At 33.7% G+C, this 15,320-nt stretch carries 17 protein-coding genes, 1 tRNA gene and 2 pseudogenes; 5 read left to right on the top strand and 15 right to left on the bottom strand.

Annotated features, from left to right (window positions below; genetic code table 11):
• Nucleotides 1–24: 24 nt before the first annotated feature.
• Nucleotides 25–564 (bottom strand): KdsC family phosphatase, encoded by a 540-nt coding sequence (locus tag J576_RS14255; RefSeq protein WP_002051072.1) that lies wholly within the window; start codon nucleotides 562–564, stop codon nucleotides 25–27.
• A gap of 3 nt (nucleotides 565–567) precedes the next feature.
• A complete protein-coding gene (locus tag J576_RS14250; protein ID WP_002051059.1) occupies nucleotides 568–1,545 on the bottom strand; it encodes a KpsF/GutQ family sugar-phosphate isomerase in 978 nt (325 codons plus the stop codon).
• A 213-nt stretch (nucleotides 1,546–1,758) separates the two neighbouring features.
• Here J576_RS14250 and cysS point away from each other — a divergent pair, with 213 nt between their 5' ends.
• The 3 genes and pseudogenes from cysS to J576_RS19855 form a co-directional block, all read left to right on the top strand.
• Complete coding sequence (gene cysS, locus J576_RS14245; RefSeq protein WP_002051061.1) at nucleotides 1,759–3,180, top strand: cysteine--tRNA ligase; 1,422 nt, start codon at nucleotides 1,759–1,761, stop codon at nucleotides 3,178–3,180.
• A 63-nt stretch (nucleotides 3,181–3,243) separates the two neighbouring features.
• Nucleotides 3,244–3,319 (top strand) — tRNA-Gly (locus tag J576_RS14240).
• A 143-nt stretch (nucleotides 3,320–3,462) separates the two neighbouring features.
• Nucleotides 3,463–3,728, top strand: a pseudogene (locus J576_RS19855) (tyrosine-type recombinase/integrase); the annotation flags it as partial.
• Nucleotides 3,729–3,869: 141 nt separating this feature from the next.
• Here J576_RS19855 and J576_RS14230 read toward each other — a convergent pair.
• The 8 genes and pseudogenes from J576_RS14230 to J576_RS14200 all read right to left on the bottom strand — a co-directional run bounded on the left by J576_RS14230 (nucleotide 3,870) and on the right by J576_RS14200 (nucleotide 10,302).
• A complete protein-coding gene (locus tag J576_RS14230) occupies nucleotides 3,870–4,499 on the bottom strand; it encodes a hypothetical protein (RefSeq protein WP_002051022.1) in 630 nt (209 codons plus the stop codon).
• 383 nt (nucleotides 4,500–4,882) lie between these two features.
• Nucleotides 4,883–5,476: a DUF4142 domain-containing protein gene (locus J576_RS14225; protein ID WP_002051046.1), complete on the bottom strand. Its 594-nt coding sequence runs from the start codon at nucleotides 5,474–5,476 to the stop codon at nucleotides 4,883–4,885.
• Nucleotides 5,477–6,036: 560 nt separating this feature from the next.
• Nucleotides 6,037–6,186 (bottom strand): annotated as a pseudogene (locus J576_RS19850) (putative peptidoglycan-binding domain-containing protein); the annotation flags it as partial.
• A 348-nt stretch (nucleotides 6,187–6,534) separates the two neighbouring features.
• Nucleotides 6,535–7,296, bottom strand: a complete 762-nt coding sequence (locus J576_RS14220) for a COG4705 family protein (protein WP_033846173.1) — start codon at nucleotides 7,294–7,296, stop codon at nucleotides 6,535–6,537.
• Between the two features lie 347 nt (nucleotides 7,297–7,643).
• Nucleotides 7,644–7,967 (bottom strand): hypothetical protein, encoded by a 324-nt coding sequence (locus J576_RS14215; protein WP_002048787.1) that lies wholly within the window; start codon nucleotides 7,965–7,967, stop codon nucleotides 7,644–7,646.
• 48 nt (nucleotides 7,968–8,015) lie between these two features.
• Nucleotides 8,016–9,122 (bottom strand): minor capsid protein, encoded by a 1,107-nt coding sequence (locus J576_RS14210; RefSeq protein WP_002048747.1) that lies wholly within the window; start codon nucleotides 9,120–9,122, stop codon nucleotides 8,016–8,018.
• An 85-nt stretch (nucleotides 9,123–9,207) separates the two neighbouring features.
• Complete coding sequence (locus tag J576_RS14205) at nucleotides 9,208–9,552, bottom strand: hypothetical protein (protein WP_002048765.1); 345 nt, start codon at nucleotides 9,550–9,552, stop codon at nucleotides 9,208–9,210.
• 291 nt (nucleotides 9,553–9,843) lie between these two features.
• On the bottom strand, nucleotides 9,844–10,302 hold the full coding sequence (locus J576_RS14200; RefSeq protein ID WP_002048744.1) for a hypothetical protein: 459 nt from the start codon (nucleotides 10,300–10,302) through the stop codon (nucleotides 9,844–9,846).
• A gap of 487 nt (nucleotides 10,303–10,789) precedes the next feature.
• Here J576_RS14200 and J576_RS19845 point away from each other — a divergent pair, with 487 nt between their 5' ends.
• On the top strand, nucleotides 10,790–10,909 hold the full coding sequence (locus J576_RS19845; RefSeq protein ID WP_002048755.1) for a hypothetical protein: 120 nt from the start codon (nucleotides 10,790–10,792) through the stop codon (nucleotides 10,907–10,909).
• Nucleotides 10,910–10,974: 65 nt separating this feature from the next.
• Here the strand turns inward: J576_RS19845 and J576_RS14195 are convergent, their stop codons facing one another.
• The 3 genes from J576_RS14195 to J576_RS14185 all read right to left on the bottom strand — a co-directional run bounded on the left by J576_RS14195 (nucleotide 10,975) and on the right by J576_RS14185 (nucleotide 12,723).
• Complete coding sequence (locus J576_RS14195) at nucleotides 10,975–11,799, bottom strand: pyrroline-5-carboxylate reductase family protein (protein ID WP_002048776.1); 825 nt, start codon at nucleotides 11,797–11,799, stop codon at nucleotides 10,975–10,977.
• 271 nt (nucleotides 11,800–12,070) lie between these two features.
• Nucleotides 12,071–12,304, bottom strand: a complete 234-nt coding sequence (locus tag J576_RS14190; RefSeq protein WP_002048783.1) for a hypothetical protein — start codon at nucleotides 12,302–12,304, stop codon at nucleotides 12,071–12,073.
• Between the two features lie 203 nt (nucleotides 12,305–12,507).
• A complete protein-coding gene (locus J576_RS14185; protein ID WP_002048761.1) occupies nucleotides 12,508–12,723 on the bottom strand; it encodes a cold-shock protein in 216 nt (71 codons plus the stop codon).
• Nucleotides 12,724–13,258: 535 nt separating this feature from the next.
• Between J576_RS14185 and J576_RS14180 the strand changes: the two genes are divergently transcribed.
• Entirely contained in the window at nucleotides 13,259–13,855 is a 597-nt protein-coding gene (locus J576_RS14180; protein ID WP_031951067.1) for a LysE family translocator, read from the top strand.
• 70 nt (nucleotides 13,856–13,925) lie between these two features.
• Here J576_RS14180 and J576_RS14175 read toward each other — a convergent pair whose 3' ends face one another.
• Both J576_RS14175 and J576_RS14170 read right to left on the bottom strand, forming a co-directional pair.
• Complete coding sequence (locus tag J576_RS14175; RefSeq protein WP_002048767.1) at nucleotides 13,926–14,471, bottom strand: glycoside hydrolase family 108 protein; 546 nt, start codon at nucleotides 14,469–14,471, stop codon at nucleotides 13,926–13,928.
• 36 nt (nucleotides 14,472–14,507) lie between these two features.
• Nucleotides 14,508–14,837 carry a hypothetical protein gene (locus J576_RS14170; RefSeq protein WP_272480772.1) on the bottom strand — a complete coding sequence of 110 codons (330 nt, stop codon included), beginning with the start codon at nucleotides 14,835–14,837 and terminating at the stop codon, nucleotides 14,508–14,510.
• Nucleotides 14,838–15,320 lie beyond the last annotated feature (483 nt).

Raw genomic sequence — 15,320 nt, 5'->3', positions numbered from 1 at the left:
CTACCTTTTTAAGTAATCTTGTTATTAATGCGGTACTGCAAGATATTTTTCAAGAAGTTCTTGGTAAATGCCTTTTGCGATCAGCAACATATCACAGACTTCACGAACAGCTCCACGACCACCCATTGCTTGGGTCACTAAGTGCGCACGGCGGCGTACTTCTTCATGTCCGTTTGGAACGGTAACACTCATTCCTGCAATCGCAAATGCTGAAAGATCTGGCCAATCATCGCCCATATATAAGCAATCTGAAGGCAAAATATTAAACTGTGCACATGCTTCACGAAGTGCTGAGCCTTTGTCTTCACGGCCTTGAAAAACTAAATCAACACCTAAATCAGACATGCGTTTACCGACGATATTACTTTTTCGGCCAGTAATAATGATGACTTTCATACCCGCTTGTTGCGCAAGTTTCATACCCAAACCATCACGAATATCGAATGATTTAATTTCATCACCCGTGTTGGTTAACGTCACAAAGCCATCACTTAAAATACCATCAACATCCAGAACCAATGCCTGCAAATGACGTGCTTGTTCTAACAATGCATACGATGCCATGGATTAATTCACCCCTGCCTGAATAAGATCATGCATACTAATTACCCCAATCACTTTATTTTGGTCGTCGACCACCACAAACTGACTGATTTTTTTCTGGTTAAGTTGTTGTAACGCTTCTACAGCACGTGCTTCTTGAGAAATAGTTGACGGTTTTTTGGTCATGACCTCAGACACAGGTAAATTCACATCAAACCCTTGCTGTTTATCGATGAGACGACGTAAGTCTCCATCTGTAAAAATACCAAGCAAGTGGTCTTGTTCATCAACAATTGTCGTTAAACCTAAACGCTTATTTGAAATCTCGTAAAGCACTTGATTCATTGGAGTCTCAGGTGAAACTTTTGGTAACTCGTCACCTGTATGCATTAAATGTTTTACATGTAAAAGTAAACGCTTACCTAATGCCCCTGCTGGATGCGAACGTGCAAAATCATCAGCAGTAAAACCGCGTGCTTCAAGCAAAGCAACCGCTAAAGCGTCGCCTAAAACCAAAGTCGCTGTCGTACTTGAAGTAGGAGCCAAGCCTAAAGGGCAAGCTTCATCCGACTCACCTAGAGTTAAAGCGATATCAGCATTTTGCGGCATTGGGCCTTTATCATCACGACTAATCGTAATCATCGGTACGCCGAGATGTTTAATAAGCGGCATAAGCATCATGATTTCATCGCTTTTTCCTGAGTTGGAAATTGCAATAAGTACATCACCGCGAACCAGCATACCTAAATCGCCATGGCCCGCTTCACCAGGATGCATAAAGAAAGACGGCGTACCTGTAGAGGCAAATGTTGCCGCCATTTTTCGACCAATATGCCCAGATTTACCCATACCTGTAATCACAACACGACCTTTACACTGCAACAGTACTTCGCAAGCACGGTTAAAACGGTCATCAATTTGTGTTGCTAATACATCTATGGCTTGTTGCTCAATACGCAATGTAGCTAATGCACTGCTTTGGAAATCTGTAGGATTAGGCATACGAGTTTGACTCAAAATAATTGATCTGATCTCTGGTTGAGATCGGTGATTTTAATCAAAAGATTTGGGGGCATTCTAGCATAACTCAATCAGTTACACGTTTTTAAATTTATAAGATTTCACAAGCTTATAAAATTCATGCATAAAACTTTGTTAAAAATGATGCATCAGTTATGATGTAACACTATTTTTGTTGAGTGTTTGAAAACCCTTATGCAACCGTTTGTTTTATATAACTCTGAGCAACGAAAAAAAGTTGAATTTGTACCTCGCAAAGAAGGTCACATCGATATGTACGTCTGCGGTATGACCGTTTACGACTACTGTCATATCGGGCATGCTCGAGTTATGGTTGCATTTGACTACATTATCCGATTCTTGCGCAGTCAAGGCTGGAAAGTTCGCTACATTCGCAACATTACCGACATTGACGACAAAATCATCAAACGTGCGAATGAAAATGGTGAAACGATTCAACAGCTCACCACTCGTTTCATCGATGCTATGAATGAAGATGCAGCGAACTTAGGCTGTTTGGCACCAGATGAAGCACCTAAAGCGACTGAATATATTGACCAGATGCAAAACATGATTGGCAATCTGGTCAATAAAGGCGCTGCTTACCCTGCTTCAAACGGCGATGTTTATTTTGAAGTCACCAAATTTGAAAAGTATGGTCGCCTCTCTGGTCGTAAGCTTGATGACATGCAAGCTGGCGCGAGTGAGCGTGTCGATGTAGAAGTTGAAAAGAAACATCCTTTTGACTTTGTGCTTTGGAAACATGCCAAAGAAAATGAACCGTCTTGGGCATCCCCTTGGGGTAATGGCCGTCCGGGTTGGCACATCGAATGTTCTGCAATGTCAACTTGCTGCCTAGGTAACCACTTTGACATTCATGGTGGTGGTTCAGATTTAATGTTCCCACACCATGAAAATGAAATTGCACAAAGTGAAGCCTCAACTGGTGAGCAGTATGTGAATTACTGGATGCATGTTGGCTTTATTAACGTTGATGGTGAAAAGATGTCTAAGTCTTTAGGCAACTTCTTTACGATTCGTGACGTGATGGAGAAGTTCCACCCTGAAGTGATCCGCTATTTTATTGTGTCTTCACACTACCGTAGCCCTGTGAACTTCTCTGATGTAGCGCTTAAAGAAGCAAAAACTTCTTTAACTCGCTTCTATCATTCATTTAAAGCTTATCAACAAGTATATGGTCAAACGACAACTGAAACGCTTGATCACAGCTTTATTGAACGTTTTAACAATGCAATGTGTGATGATTTCAATACGGCTGAAGCAATGGCTGTATTGTTTGAACTCAACAAAGAGTTAAACCGTGCTGTAAAAGAAGAACAAGCTGACCAAGCGGCTGTGCTTTATTCGACATTACGTCACCTCACCAACATTTTAGGTTTGGTACAACACAATGTAGATGATTTCTTAAAATCAGATATTGGACAAGAAGCGCTTGCTTTGTCTGATGCTGAAATTGAAGATTTCATTCAACAACGTGTTGATGCTAAAAAAGCTAAAGACTTTGCGAAGGCAGATGCTATTCGTCAGTCTTTACTTGAGCAAGGTGTAGTTCTCGAAGACACCCGTCAAGGTACAGTTTGGCGCCGTGCTGATTAAACGTTCAATTAGATCACAAGAGTGTTGACAGTTTAATGAAACACTCTATAATGTGCTCACATTGCGGGAATAGCTCAGTTGGTAGAGCATAACCTTGCCAAGGTTGGGGTCGCGAGTTCGAGTCTCGTTTCCCGCTCCAAAATTCAAAAACCACTTAATTCGAAAGAATTATGTGGTTTTTTATTGTCTATTGGTTAGCTTTGACTACTCAAAATAGTCAAAATTCGCATTAAAAAACGCTTTATATTTCCGTTGCAACACCACGAAATTTGGAGTGTTATTATGCAAAAGCCAGTTAAGCGCGGAGACACGTGGCGTATCACTGTCCGTTATTTAGGCAAACGTTATACAACTACTCGAGATACTGCGAGTGAGTGTGAACAATGGGCCACTAAAAAATTATTAGAATTACAATCTGAACAGGCTAATCCTGAGTCTGAAAAATCCATATCTCCTTTTATGCCCTTTTTGAACAGTACTATCAAGAAGAAGGCAGAAAAATGAAGAGCGCCCGCTTAATTGTTCAAATGCTTAAATGTCTAAAGAAAAAAGAATAATGAAAATATAATTAATATTTTATGATTAAACCCATCATTAAGTTTTTATTGATATTGAAATTAAAAATTAGCTTAAAAGTATATTATCGCAAAGTCTCCCCCATTGAGGAGACTTTCTAAGTATTAAATGACTTAAGGATGAATTTTTTTCAATCCATCTTCTACAGCAAATTTAGCTTCCTCCCACTGTAAACGTGAACTGCCTTTAACTTGTTCCCATTTAGTTTTCAATTTAGATTCAACCTCGGAAAAATTAATTTCTGCATTATTATCTACACGATTTTCATAACCTAAACGATAAGCCGCTCGATAATCACGATCATATTCTAGATTCTTGTCTTCAGTATAATATGGCATTTTTTTATAGTTTTCTCGCCAATAATTATCTTCTTCTTGCCAGTCATTACTATCATCTTTTTGATTATTTGTTTGAGCTATATCATTACCTGCTATTGCTCCCACCACACCACCAATAATCCCCCCAACAACAGCACCTGGAGGGCCCCCAACAACACCAAATGCAGCACCTACCGCCGCTCCTCCCAAGGTTCCTGCACCTGTAGCAACAAAATTCTCTCCACCTTCATTCATATCGGGTACATGATTGTTATTAGTCGGTGGAGAGTTTAAATCTGGACGAGCATTATCAATTGTGGATGAAATGTCTTGTAATGGTTTGCTATTTGATACATTACTATTAGAAGATGGCTCTTTTTGAGTCGTATGATTACCAATTGAATTTGATTGTTTTGTATTTACCATTTTCTTACTCCCTATATTTTAAAATCTAGTATCTTTCAAAAGAGCTAGAATATTAAAAGAACTTTTGAAATATGCTTGACAATTATTATAATTCACCTTTAGTTTAGCTATGTTTCACAAATACCCCTATTAAGTAAGGAGATGTTATTAATTAATAAAAAGTATTTCTCATCAATAAAAATTCTTATTCAAATAGTCTTCACAATTATATCATTCTTTATCCCATAATCATTATATTTCGCTAGATTAAACATTACCCATAACATTCTAGTTTTACACTGCTCTGAAGGAAATTATGATTTTATGTATATGCAATTTAAAAAAGCCTAGTTAATTAATACTAGGCTTTTTTAAATGTATTTTTTAAAGATAATAATTGTATATTATTTTATCTTTTTAAATATATCTTCAGCTGCTTTTAGGTGTTTCGCAACAGCATCACGTGTTTGTACGAGCATATTTTTTAATTCAGAATTTTTCGTGTTTGGTATTAACTGCTTATCAATTATCGTCAAAACTTTACGGTGAACTTTAACTTGACTCATCATGTAATTTTTATCAGTATCTGATGTTACTTGATTAAGCTTACTAACAATTTTATCACTATCATTTTGCAATGATTCACTAAGATTACTGGTTTGTGAAATCAACTGTAATCGACTTGCCAAGGCTTGTGCATTTTTTTCATTGGCTGAATGTTCTTTAATCATCATTTCAGCATATTTCTTAGCTTCATCCATTTTTAGTTTTGGCAATGCAGTTTTTGCCTGCTTAATTTCACCATTATTAGCTGTACTTAATATCTTGAAAATTTGACTATCAGTCAAATTTTCATGGTTTTCATTTAATATTTTAGAGTGATTCTTCCCATCATTTATAGTTTGTTGATTCGCTGCCATAATCTCAAATGCACTAAAGCTTAAAACACCACTAATTGCGATACAGCTAATAATTTTCTTCGTTAAAATAGCTTTCATACCAATATCCTTTAACTTAATTCATGAGTATTTCTACCTATGGGTAGCTTTTTCACATTTCCAATCTATATCCCTACTTGTAAATTCAAGATTGGGGTTATTTATTCATTATTTCACTCAACCATATTTATACCGCTCATTGAATATTCTTCGCAAAGGGTAAATAGCTTATTTAAAGTAGATGATATAAATTTAATAATAAATCATGCCTCTGTATCCAATCTTATTAATGTAAATATAAAATATATATAATTTTAAAAAACATTAGCTTAAAAACAATTTTTAATTTTTATTTTTACGAAAATAACAATAAAGCTCTTTATATTAACCTATAGATACTAAAGCTAAAATTAAATATATTTAAAGAAAATTTAAACCAATTTAACTTATTCGCCCATCTATAAAAAAGCGTTTTCCTAAAGACTTTAATTCACACACTACACACAAACAATGACATGCACTTTTGTAGATATCGTATGAGTGTGCAACCTGAAAACAGGATACACAGAACTGTAATCAATGAAGCCAATCTAGTTCGCTTGCAATTGAAGACTTTCATGTTAGCCGATCCGGTTAGTAATCCAGCCATAAAAGAATTGTTCCTGCGTGGGATTTCGCTCACAAATTTTGATGTAACGTTGGCCTTGCATGATATTAAGAACCCGAACTAATACCTTCTCTACTTCTTTACCGCGCTTAGCCAGTGTTGTGGTTTGGAAATTTTCGATAGCGTTGGACTTAATGAGAGAGCCTTCGAATAGCTTTGAAGAACATGAGGTTTGATAAGCTCTTGATAAAGTTGTTTGGCTTGGTTGCTCTTCAAGATGCTATACATCACCTTCTTTATTGACTCAATTTCATATATACTAGCCTCAGTATGAGATGAGCCTTATATAGTTCATTGCTAAATCAATGAATGACTAAGCCCTTAGCTTTCGAGCAAGGGCTTTTTTACATCCAAAATAAAATGTTAACAAGATTTCATTTAACCTTTTGCACTGAAATAAAAAAAGACCACATCCTCCAACAGAATAATGCAGCCTCTTTTAATAGTTAAGTTAATGTGATGTCTCTGCTGCTTTAGGTTTAAAGACCATTAAACAGACCACAATAAAAGCCAACAAAACAAAAGATGCGCTAAATCTGCTTAGCTCTAATCCACCATGCGCGATAGGTTTATCGAGGAAATCACCTAAAACTGCCCCGAGTGGTCGAGTAAGAACAAAGGCCAACCAGAATAATAATGTTCTTGAGATTTTGGTATAGAAATAGCAGATCGCTAATACCAGTAATAAAGTACCAAAAATTAAAGCAGCGCTGGTATACCCTAACCCTTGAGTATCCGCAGTCCAATCACCTAATGCTGTTCCCAATGTTTGAGAGAACATAATGGTTAGCCAATAGAAGGCTTCACTTTTAGCAGATTGAATACTTTTTACCGAAATTGTGCCGCAGCTTAAATACCAGACAAACAAAGAGAGACCTAATAAAATAAGCAATATTAAACTTCCACCTGCATAACCCACACCTAAAGTTCGGTCAACAAAGTCGGCAATTGTTGTTCCTAATGTGGTCGTGGCAATAATGGTCGCCCAATAAAAAAATGAATTGTATTTTTTGGCTTTAATTTGCAAGCCAACAAAAACTGCAAATATCACTGCGAAAATAACTGTACTAATTACATATCCCAAATTAAGGGACATAGATAGCGCATCTCCAGCAGTTTCACCTAAAGTGGTAGCAGCAATTTTAATGATCCAGAACAGTAACGTAACTTCTGGAACTTTACTTAAACTTTTAGATAAACTCTCATGACTCATCACTGCATGTTCTCCAAACATACTCACCGATTAGCCAATATCTAAAAGATCAAGCCTTAAGCTGAAATTAAGAGTAAAAATAAACTACAAAGTTCCCCAATAATGACTACTTTGATCTGTTAATTGAAAGGATGAGTTCTTAATTTGTTGCAAACACTTTGTTATACAAACTTTTTCATCTTAATGTCATAAATATTAAGTTGTTCTTTATTACTCTCAAGTTTGGTAGTCATTTTTATAACATTTCACTTTATCTATAGTTTTTATTTTCTAATAATTTTATTGTTATTTGCTTGAATTAAATAAAAAAACCTACTCCATGAGCAGGTCTTAATTATGTATATAGCTCAGCTTATAGAACTCTTCGCTAAACATTTTTCATGCCATATCATTTGAAAGTCTTCAACAGCTTTTGTCTTGGTTAAAGGATCTTCAAATAACTTACAAGAATATGCTGTATCTATAATTTGTTGATAAAGCTCTTTTGCCTCTGCTTCTTCAAGATGACTAGCAATCTCTTGTAGTTCAATCACTGGTACATCATGTTGTCTCGCATCCATAACCCCTTTTGCAGCATTTTTCACAAGATAACAATAATGCGTTTCCATAGTTTCAGATGCAGCATAGCATGGAAGAGTGATCGCGCTCATAAAGAGGAATATAAATTTCATAATCTCACCTTAATTTCACGCACAAGGGTAACAAGTTATCCTTTAAAATTACAGCCCAAGTATTTTAAAGGTTCGCTCATCGAGTTCCCTTAGCTCATCCAAAGTATATAGTCGGCCTTTAGGATCAAAGAATTTGTCAAAATCAAATTGCCCTTCTTTATATAATTTATAGCGTTTAGGGCCTAACCATTCTTTTTGGAAAAAATTATCGGTCAGTTTAAAAAACTCTTTAAAGGAAATATCTGCATCTATTTGACCCATTAACTGAGCCCGTTCATCTTTAGGAATGTCTCGCATCCTTCTTTCATCCATAATAAAAGATCGATTACCAACAAGCCTTCCGTCCTTACTAACAGGAACCAGAATACTCCGGCAATTGGGATGCAAAGGTGGCACCCTTTTCGCTGGATCATTCAATTTCCAAATTGAACCGTCAATGGCTGCACAAACTTTAGAAGTCCTTCCATCAAGTACACTCACAAATCTGACATATTCAAAATTAAACTTTTTGAAGTTATATAAATAGACCTGATTTGAGATATGGCTCCGCAGGGTTCTGACAATACGCTCAATATCAATTCTGGTACTGTTGAGCAATCCATCTTCATACTTAAGGCGTTTCGTACCAATAATACGCCTAATAATTTGCTGAGGTGTCATGCCTGTATTCATTCCATCGCGAATGGCATATTCAATTCTCTGGAGGGTATTCTCACTAATTTGAGCTAAGGATTCATCAACTAGGGCACCACCCGCTAAAGGCACTCGTTTTATTGACTGATAAAGCTGTTCTCCCTTTAAATCTTTAATAACCTTACCAAATAGTTTGGCCATATAGTTTGACTCATATATAGCCAAAGCAATTGCCGAGTGAGTAAAGATTTCTGGCAAAACAGTGTTAATTGAATTAAACCAATCTGAAATCACAAGTTGAATATTTTTAAGGTGACGAGTTGTGTATTCTCCACCTGCTAAAGCAGCCCTTTCAGTATCATTAAGCTCTTTTATTAAATGCTCCAAACGATCAAGCATAGCTATTGTTTCAGTATTAAAAAATCTAAAAAGCTCATTTACCGATCTTGAAGATGCTCGATAAAGATAGGCTTGATGTTGTGTGAAGACATCAAAAAGCGATTTTTCAGTAATATTCTTCATGAAAGTTACCTCTAAAAAGCGCACTTTATTATTTTTTTTATATCGCTGATCTGTAGAAATTTTAAGGAACTAAAAATTTGAAAAGCTAATTAAACTGGTAATTTTGTTTTATAAATTTTTTCTGAACGCTAATGTTTCCAATAAAATTGGCCAACCATAAAATAAATTCATCACGATACTCAAAGCGCGGAAGTAAGCTCAAGTCAACTTTTATCTCTCTTTCAGAAAGAGGCTTACTTAAACATTCTTCAAAATCAATTTTGCTATATTTTAGTTTTAAATTGATTTGCTCAGCTTCTTTTCTAATTTCAGCCATGACTCTATTAAGATTAGTCACCGGATTATCAGTAATCTGGTACTTTTCATAAATATTGGCGTATACATTTTCAGCAATATCTAAATATTTAATGAGTTCAGCATTCTCATTCATCTCGTTATCTTCCTATTTTTTTGGAAATTATGTACGAGTAAATGTTTCTATACGTAATTTAAGCGTATTTTTATGTGAAAAATATTTTAATAAAAATAACAATTCATTGCTTAACCTACTATTTTTTATATCATTAATATTTTCTCATAAAACATTTCCATATTTTCTGACATTTTTAATTGGCATAAATATGTACCATTAACGGTTTTAACAGAAAAAACCGCCCCAGAAGGCGGTAGCTGAATTCTATCAGCGAGATATAGAAGTATGGTGGATGAATACTTCTATATTTTATGAAGACAGTTTACTATTTTTAATATAGTCCTCAGATTTAAAGTAATTAATAATCATCTCTGCATTTTCTTCTCTACTTGGCTCAGCAGCAGCTGGAATCTCGGTCTTATCCATTTTAAAGTCTTTCGGAATATAGTTTGAAATTGGAGGCAGCTTTTCCTTTCCGCCTACCGTCATTCGTTCAATAAAACCAGCCAACCATAAAATAAACTCGCCTTCATTTTTAAACTTAGGCATCAAACTTAAATCTATATGGACTGATTTTTCTTTATTAAATTGATTTAGGCATTCTTCAAAATTTATAAAATTATACTTAAGTTTGAACTCAGTACCTTTAATTGCTTTACGAATCAGGCTAATTAAACAATTCAAATTTTGAATCATATCATCCGTAAATAAATTGTCTTTTTTAATTTCCTTATATACTTTATCCGCTATAGCTAAATACTTTGGCATTTCTTCCTCCTCAATTTTTTATAAATAATTGAAAATAAAAAAATTCATATTTTGATTATGAAGAATTAATTGTAATTGAGTGAAATCAAATTAGCTTTCAATGTAAAAATTACCAATATTATGTAAAATTGCACCAGAATGAACCACAAAAAAATTCATATTACGTTAACTGGTCCACAATTTTATTTAATAATTTTAACTAATTAGAAATGTTTTCTTTCAATTGTAAATGATTATTTTTTAGACACACCCTTCTAAGATAATAGTTTTATAAATCAATGAGAAACTTATTTTTTAAATTGCTTTTTCTATGATAAAACTCAATATCGAGATTGTCTTTCTTTAAGTTGATAATTTAAAAAAACTTAATTAAAGATAAATTTATAACACTGATCTATCTGTTATATTTTTTTGAAAAAATTCTGTATCTATGATTACACATTGTATTTCTTCATGATAGTAACTATCTAGACACGAGGTAGCTAACATGAATTTTTTAAGAAAGAAAAATAAAGCTAGTTTTGTATTATTTATTATCACTCTCTATTCAATGTTAGGGTTTGGCTTAGGCTATGTTATTTGGGAATATTTCCTACAAATTCCATGATTTATTAAGCATGAAAAGTACCTTTCAAAATTTAAGTTATCTCAAGATTGAAAGGTACTTAGCCATCAGTTAACGCTATGTCTGGCAATTTCAGCATTAATCTCTAGACTTATTTCTTTACTGCGATGATAAGCTGCTTTTAAAGCCAGTCGAATATCATCGGAAAGATTGCCTAGCTCAAACATTCGTAATGCAGATTCAGTAATGCCATTAGCTAATGTGACCTTGCCACATAACTCACTTGGCTGAACATTACTTTTACGCACCATGTCTACAGCACCTGACGCTGCTTGAAGTGCCAGATCTAAAGCAAACTGCTTATCTAGCCCCATAGAAACACCAGTTTTTACCATACTGTCGAGGATATAAAAGAAGTACGCTGGGCCTGAACCCGATAACGCGATAATGGCATCACTTTCTGATTCTGAATTTGCCCAATAGGTCTGCCCTGTGGCTGAATAAATTGTCTCAACTAACTCTTTATCTAAAGGTTCTAGATATTCTGAACCAATCAACACATGAGTACCTGTATAAGTTAATACTGGTGGGTTAGATATGATTCTTATAACCTTTTTTGAACCCGTAATATTCATGAGTTGTTTGATATTAATTCCAGCCATCATCGATACAATAGTTTTATCAGCTAACCATTTTTTTAATGGTGCTAAGATGACTTTTAGATTTTTTGGGTCTACTAATAGAACAACGATATCAGCCTTTTTTACCTCATGCTGCTTTTGCTTTAGAATGATTTCATTATCAAACTTTCCTTCCTCTATAAGATTAATTTTTTCTTTTTGAAATCCTTTTAAAACCAAACCTCCAATTAAAGCTAAAGACAAATTACTACTACCGATGAAGCAAATATTTGGTTGTACTATATTCAACATTTAGAATTATTTCCTTCCTTTAGATATACTACAAAAAGAAATATTATTTATGACTTAAGTCATGGACCGTTAATACAATAAAAATTTAATAAATTTTTATGAATGTTAAGTTTAATTTTACAACTAAACTCTATTTTGAGCTAAGATTACTCTATTACTTATGACGTTATGAATAACAAATTAAACTAAATTGTTAAAAATATGTAATTAAAAATTAATTATAGCTTATCTGATTTAAGCAATATACTTGCCAGACTTAAAGTGGTTTTATTTAACATCCACTTAAAGATCTTTGTTCTTTTTTTAAGAAACTTTCCGCTATTCGTGATGCTTCCTGATAATTTATTTCGCTATATACCCAAAATGACAAAAGCTTTCCACCTAAATGAAAGTATTGCTTATAGTACTCATTTATATCATCTGAATGAGGGTTTCCAACACAGAAACTATCTTCATTAATTTTTCTTACTTTACCGTTTAAAATACCGCCAATACAAATATCCATTTTTATACCAGTTATAATGTTAACTTATACAACACAAATTTAATTTTTATATTATATAAAACAAATAATCAACTTATTTAATATTTTATATAAAAAACCCACAAAGGAAGAAGTGGGTTTTTTAACTACTTAGATGATTTCATGTTATTTAATTGAGCAAATGGCCAAAAAATAAATCAAATAAAATCATCAAATTATGTTATTTAAGCATTCGTCACAATTGTGATATTCGAAGCTTGTGGGCCTTTTTTACCCTGTGTCACAGTAAACTGAACACGCTGGCCTTCTAGAAGAACTTTAAAGCCTTGTGTTTGAATCTCAGAAAAATGTGCAAAAACATCTTTACCTTCATCAGTTTGAATAAAACCAAAACCTTTAGTTTCATTAAACCATTTTACTGTACCAGTAGCATTAGACATAAATTAATCCTAATTTTAAAAACATTATCATTTGTTATTGGGTATTCCAATTGAACTAAAAAATATACACTCTACTTAAATATCTAATAATATACGGAGGATTATAAATAAAACTGCGAAAAGAGAGATTTAGGGTAACATGAATATTTTTGTAGTTAATGTCGACTATACACGCTTCTTAATGAATTGCAATCTCTATCTTGATTAAATGATTTTCCACACAATTTGTGCGTCTCTAACGATCACTTATCTATTGATTTTAAATGCTATTTTTTAATTTAGTTAATTGTTTTAACTTCAATATATTAATTAAATATATCTTATTTTTATACTATAAAATTTTATCTTTTGAAAATTATTAAGCCTCTCTTTACGCTCTAAAACTACTTTAATATCTTACTAAAATATTTTACTTTTTTATAAAATATACAGACCTATATATATACACTTTATGTATTCTGATTTAAAGTACGTGTGCAGCTTAACATATTGATGATAAACAGGAAGTAGCCACGGGAACGGTCTCTTAGTTTTTATAACCATTGCTTTTCTTACCTTATCTAGCCCTGGACCAGGCGTTTTATTTACAGTAACAAATTCAATAAATTACGGTGTTCGTACCGCTTTATTCGGTATTAGCGGTTTAATCATTGGTATGTTCATTATCGCTGTGATTTCTGCAAGTGGTGTTGGTCTCATTATTACCAGTAACCCCACCATCTTTACTGTTTTAAAGTTTATTGGGGCCTTTTATCTTATGTATTTAGGTTATAAAAACTTTATAAAGAAATCTCCTACTCAAGATTTACTAGAAACTGAACACAACGATAAAATCGTGAAGAAATCAAAACTTTTTTATCAGGGGCTATTTGCTTCATTACTTAATCCGAAAACGATTGTCTTTTTTATTGCACTTTTTCCTCAGTTTATTGATATTAAAAAAGAAATATTAAATCAATTTCTCATTTTATCTTTAACCTTTTGCTTTATCGGATTTTTAATTCATTTAGTTTATGCTAATTTTTCTTCAATTTTTAAAGAGAAAATGCTTGCCGGAAATAATTTTGCAAAACTGAATAAAGTGAGTGGTTGTATTTTCTTTCTTCTCGCCATTTTACTTATTACTCAATAAACAATTTGTATTATAAAAAGAAGAATGGACCAACTTGCTATATGTATTCAGCTCAAGCAAGTTGGTCTTTTTAAAAACTCACACGGTTAGCAAGCCATCCGTAAAAGAATTGTTCATACTTTGGATTTTTCTCTGTAATTTCAATATAGCGTTGGCCTTGCATAATATTTAGAAGACGTACCATCACTCTTTCCCCTTCTTGACCGCGCTTTTTAATATAGAGTGATAAAGCCTGTAAGGTAGAAGGCCCATATTCACCATCTAATTTAAGATCGCTCCATCCCTCTTTTCCTTGTCTGTTTAACAAATTCAAAGCACGTTGTAGAAGTGGTTTTGTGAAACCAAGACCACAATTTACTCCTGTATCGAGCAGTTCTTCAGCGATGATCGGACTAATCAAATTAATTTGATCAAATCGCGGCTCAAGCCAATATTGCTTTTTATAAATATCTCTTGCAGTTTCTAAAGGTAAATCCTCCATTTCACCTTGATATCCATAGCTACGTGCAACTGTTTGAGTAATTCCAAAATTGGTGGCATGTCCAGAGTCAAGCGTATCATTTACATAACCACCTTCACGTTTTATAAGGGCATCTAGATATTGTTCAACATACATGGGCCTGTCCTCATTTATATAACTCGCTGATAGCTATTAACTTTGAATATCATCTTTTGCTTTTTTTAAGTCTTTCATTACTTCAACAATAGTTTTTCCTTCTTGTTTATTAATGAAGTTAAATATCCACCTCACAATTGCCCAACCAGGTAAGCCACAAATAAAGAAGAATCCACCTAAAGTGATCATGCCCCATATATCAGTCACCCATTCATGTAAGTCCCATTTCATGATAATGAATGAACCACCAGTCAAGCTTGAGACAATAGTACAAATCAAACCTACTACCCATTCTTGAGGCGAACGTGGGAAACGCATGATTAAAACCACCGCTACGACTAAGCTTACTGCTAAAGCGATCATCATGACCGTACCATACAGCTTAAAAATAGAAGCTAGTCCATTTAATGTTAAAAAATTTTCCATAATACAATCCTGTCTCATACTTAAAATTTGAAAAATAATCGTACTTACTACATTGTTATTTCTCATATTTTTATAAAAAATTGCTATACACCCATGCTTAGCCTAGCTGTTCTTTTTTCTTTTAAAACTGGCATACATATATGACTTATCTTTTTTGACCAAAAAGTTGAGATAACACGCTGCCGTATATCGGAAACTTTTGTGAGCCATTAAATTCTTTGTTAGATTCTTCATGTTCTTGATACCCTTTATCGACGAACATTAAGCCTGATCCACGGAATCGGGCTTTTTTTATTCATTTTTTATTTTTTGATAGCCGATCTCTACCACTGATTTACTATCGCCATTTTATATTCTGTCGTCCATTGAGGCAGAATACTGATCACTACTTACCAAGCCATTGATACAAAATAAAAATATGTT

This window comes from Acinetobacter sp. 766875 (genome assembly GCF_000582055.1).
In the GTDB taxonomy this organism is placed as follows: Bacteria; Pseudomonadota; Gammaproteobacteria; order Pseudomonadales; family Moraxellaceae; genus Acinetobacter; species Acinetobacter nosocomialis.
This window is presented reverse-complemented; position numbering and strand designations above follow the sequence as displayed.

Coding starts and splice junctions, on each gene's coding strand:
- J576_RS14190 (WP_002048783.1), bottom strand. CDS start 12,304: ATGGATATTTGTATTGGCGGTATTTTAAACGGTAAAGTAAGAAAAATT.
- J576_RS14205 (WP_002048765.1), bottom strand. CDS start 9,552: ATGAATGAGAATGCTGAACTCATTAAATATTTAGATATTGCTGAAAAT.
- J576_RS14200 (WP_002048744.1), bottom strand. CDS start 10,302: ATGCCAAAGTATTTAGCTATAGCGGATAAAGTATATAAGGAAATTAAA.
- J576_RS14220 (WP_033846173.1), bottom strand. CDS start 7,296: ATGAGTCATGAGAGTTTATCTAAAAGTTTAAGTAAAGTTCCAGAAGTT.
- J576_RS14215 (WP_002048787.1), bottom strand. CDS start 7,967: ATGAAATTTATATTCCTCTTTATGAGCGCGATCACTCTTCCATGCTAT.
- J576_RS14250 (WP_002051059.1), bottom strand. CDS start 1,545: ATGCCTAATCCTACAGATTTCCAAAGCAGTGCATTAGCTACATTGCGT.
- J576_RS14255 (WP_002051072.1), bottom strand. CDS start 564: ATGGCATCGTATGCATTGTTAGAACAAGCACGTCATTTGCAGGCATTG.
- J576_RS14210 (WP_002048747.1), bottom strand. CDS start 9,122: ATGAAGAATATTACTGAAAAATCGCTTTTTGATGTCTTCACACAACAT.
- J576_RS14170 (WP_272480772.1), bottom strand. CDS start 14,837: ATGATGATCGCTTTAGCAGTAAGCTTAGTCGTAGCGGTGGTTTTAATC.
- J576_RS14230 (WP_002051022.1), bottom strand. CDS start 4,499: ATGGTAAATACAAAACAATCAAATTCAATTGGTAATCATACGACTCAA.
- J576_RS19845 (WP_002048755.1), top strand. CDS start 10,790: ATGAATTTTTTAAGAAAGAAAAATAAAGCTAGTTTTGTATTATTTATT.
- J576_RS14225 (WP_002051046.1), bottom strand. CDS start 5,476: ATGAAAGCTATTTTAACGAAGAAAATTATTAGCTGTATCGCAATTAGT.
- J576_RS14185 (WP_002048761.1), bottom strand. CDS start 12,723: ATGTCTAATGCTACTGGTACAGTAAAATGGTTTAATGAAACTAAAGGT.
- J576_RS14175 (WP_002048767.1), bottom strand. CDS start 14,471: ATGTATGTTGAACAATATCTAGATGCCCTTATAAAACGTGAAGGTGGT.
- cysS (WP_002051061.1), top strand. CDS start 1,759: ATGCAACCGTTTGTTTTATATAACTCTGAGCAACGAAAAAAAGTTGAA.
- J576_RS14195 (WP_002048776.1), bottom strand. CDS start 11,799: ATGTTGAATATAGTACAACCAAATATTTGCTTCATCGGTAGTAGTAAT.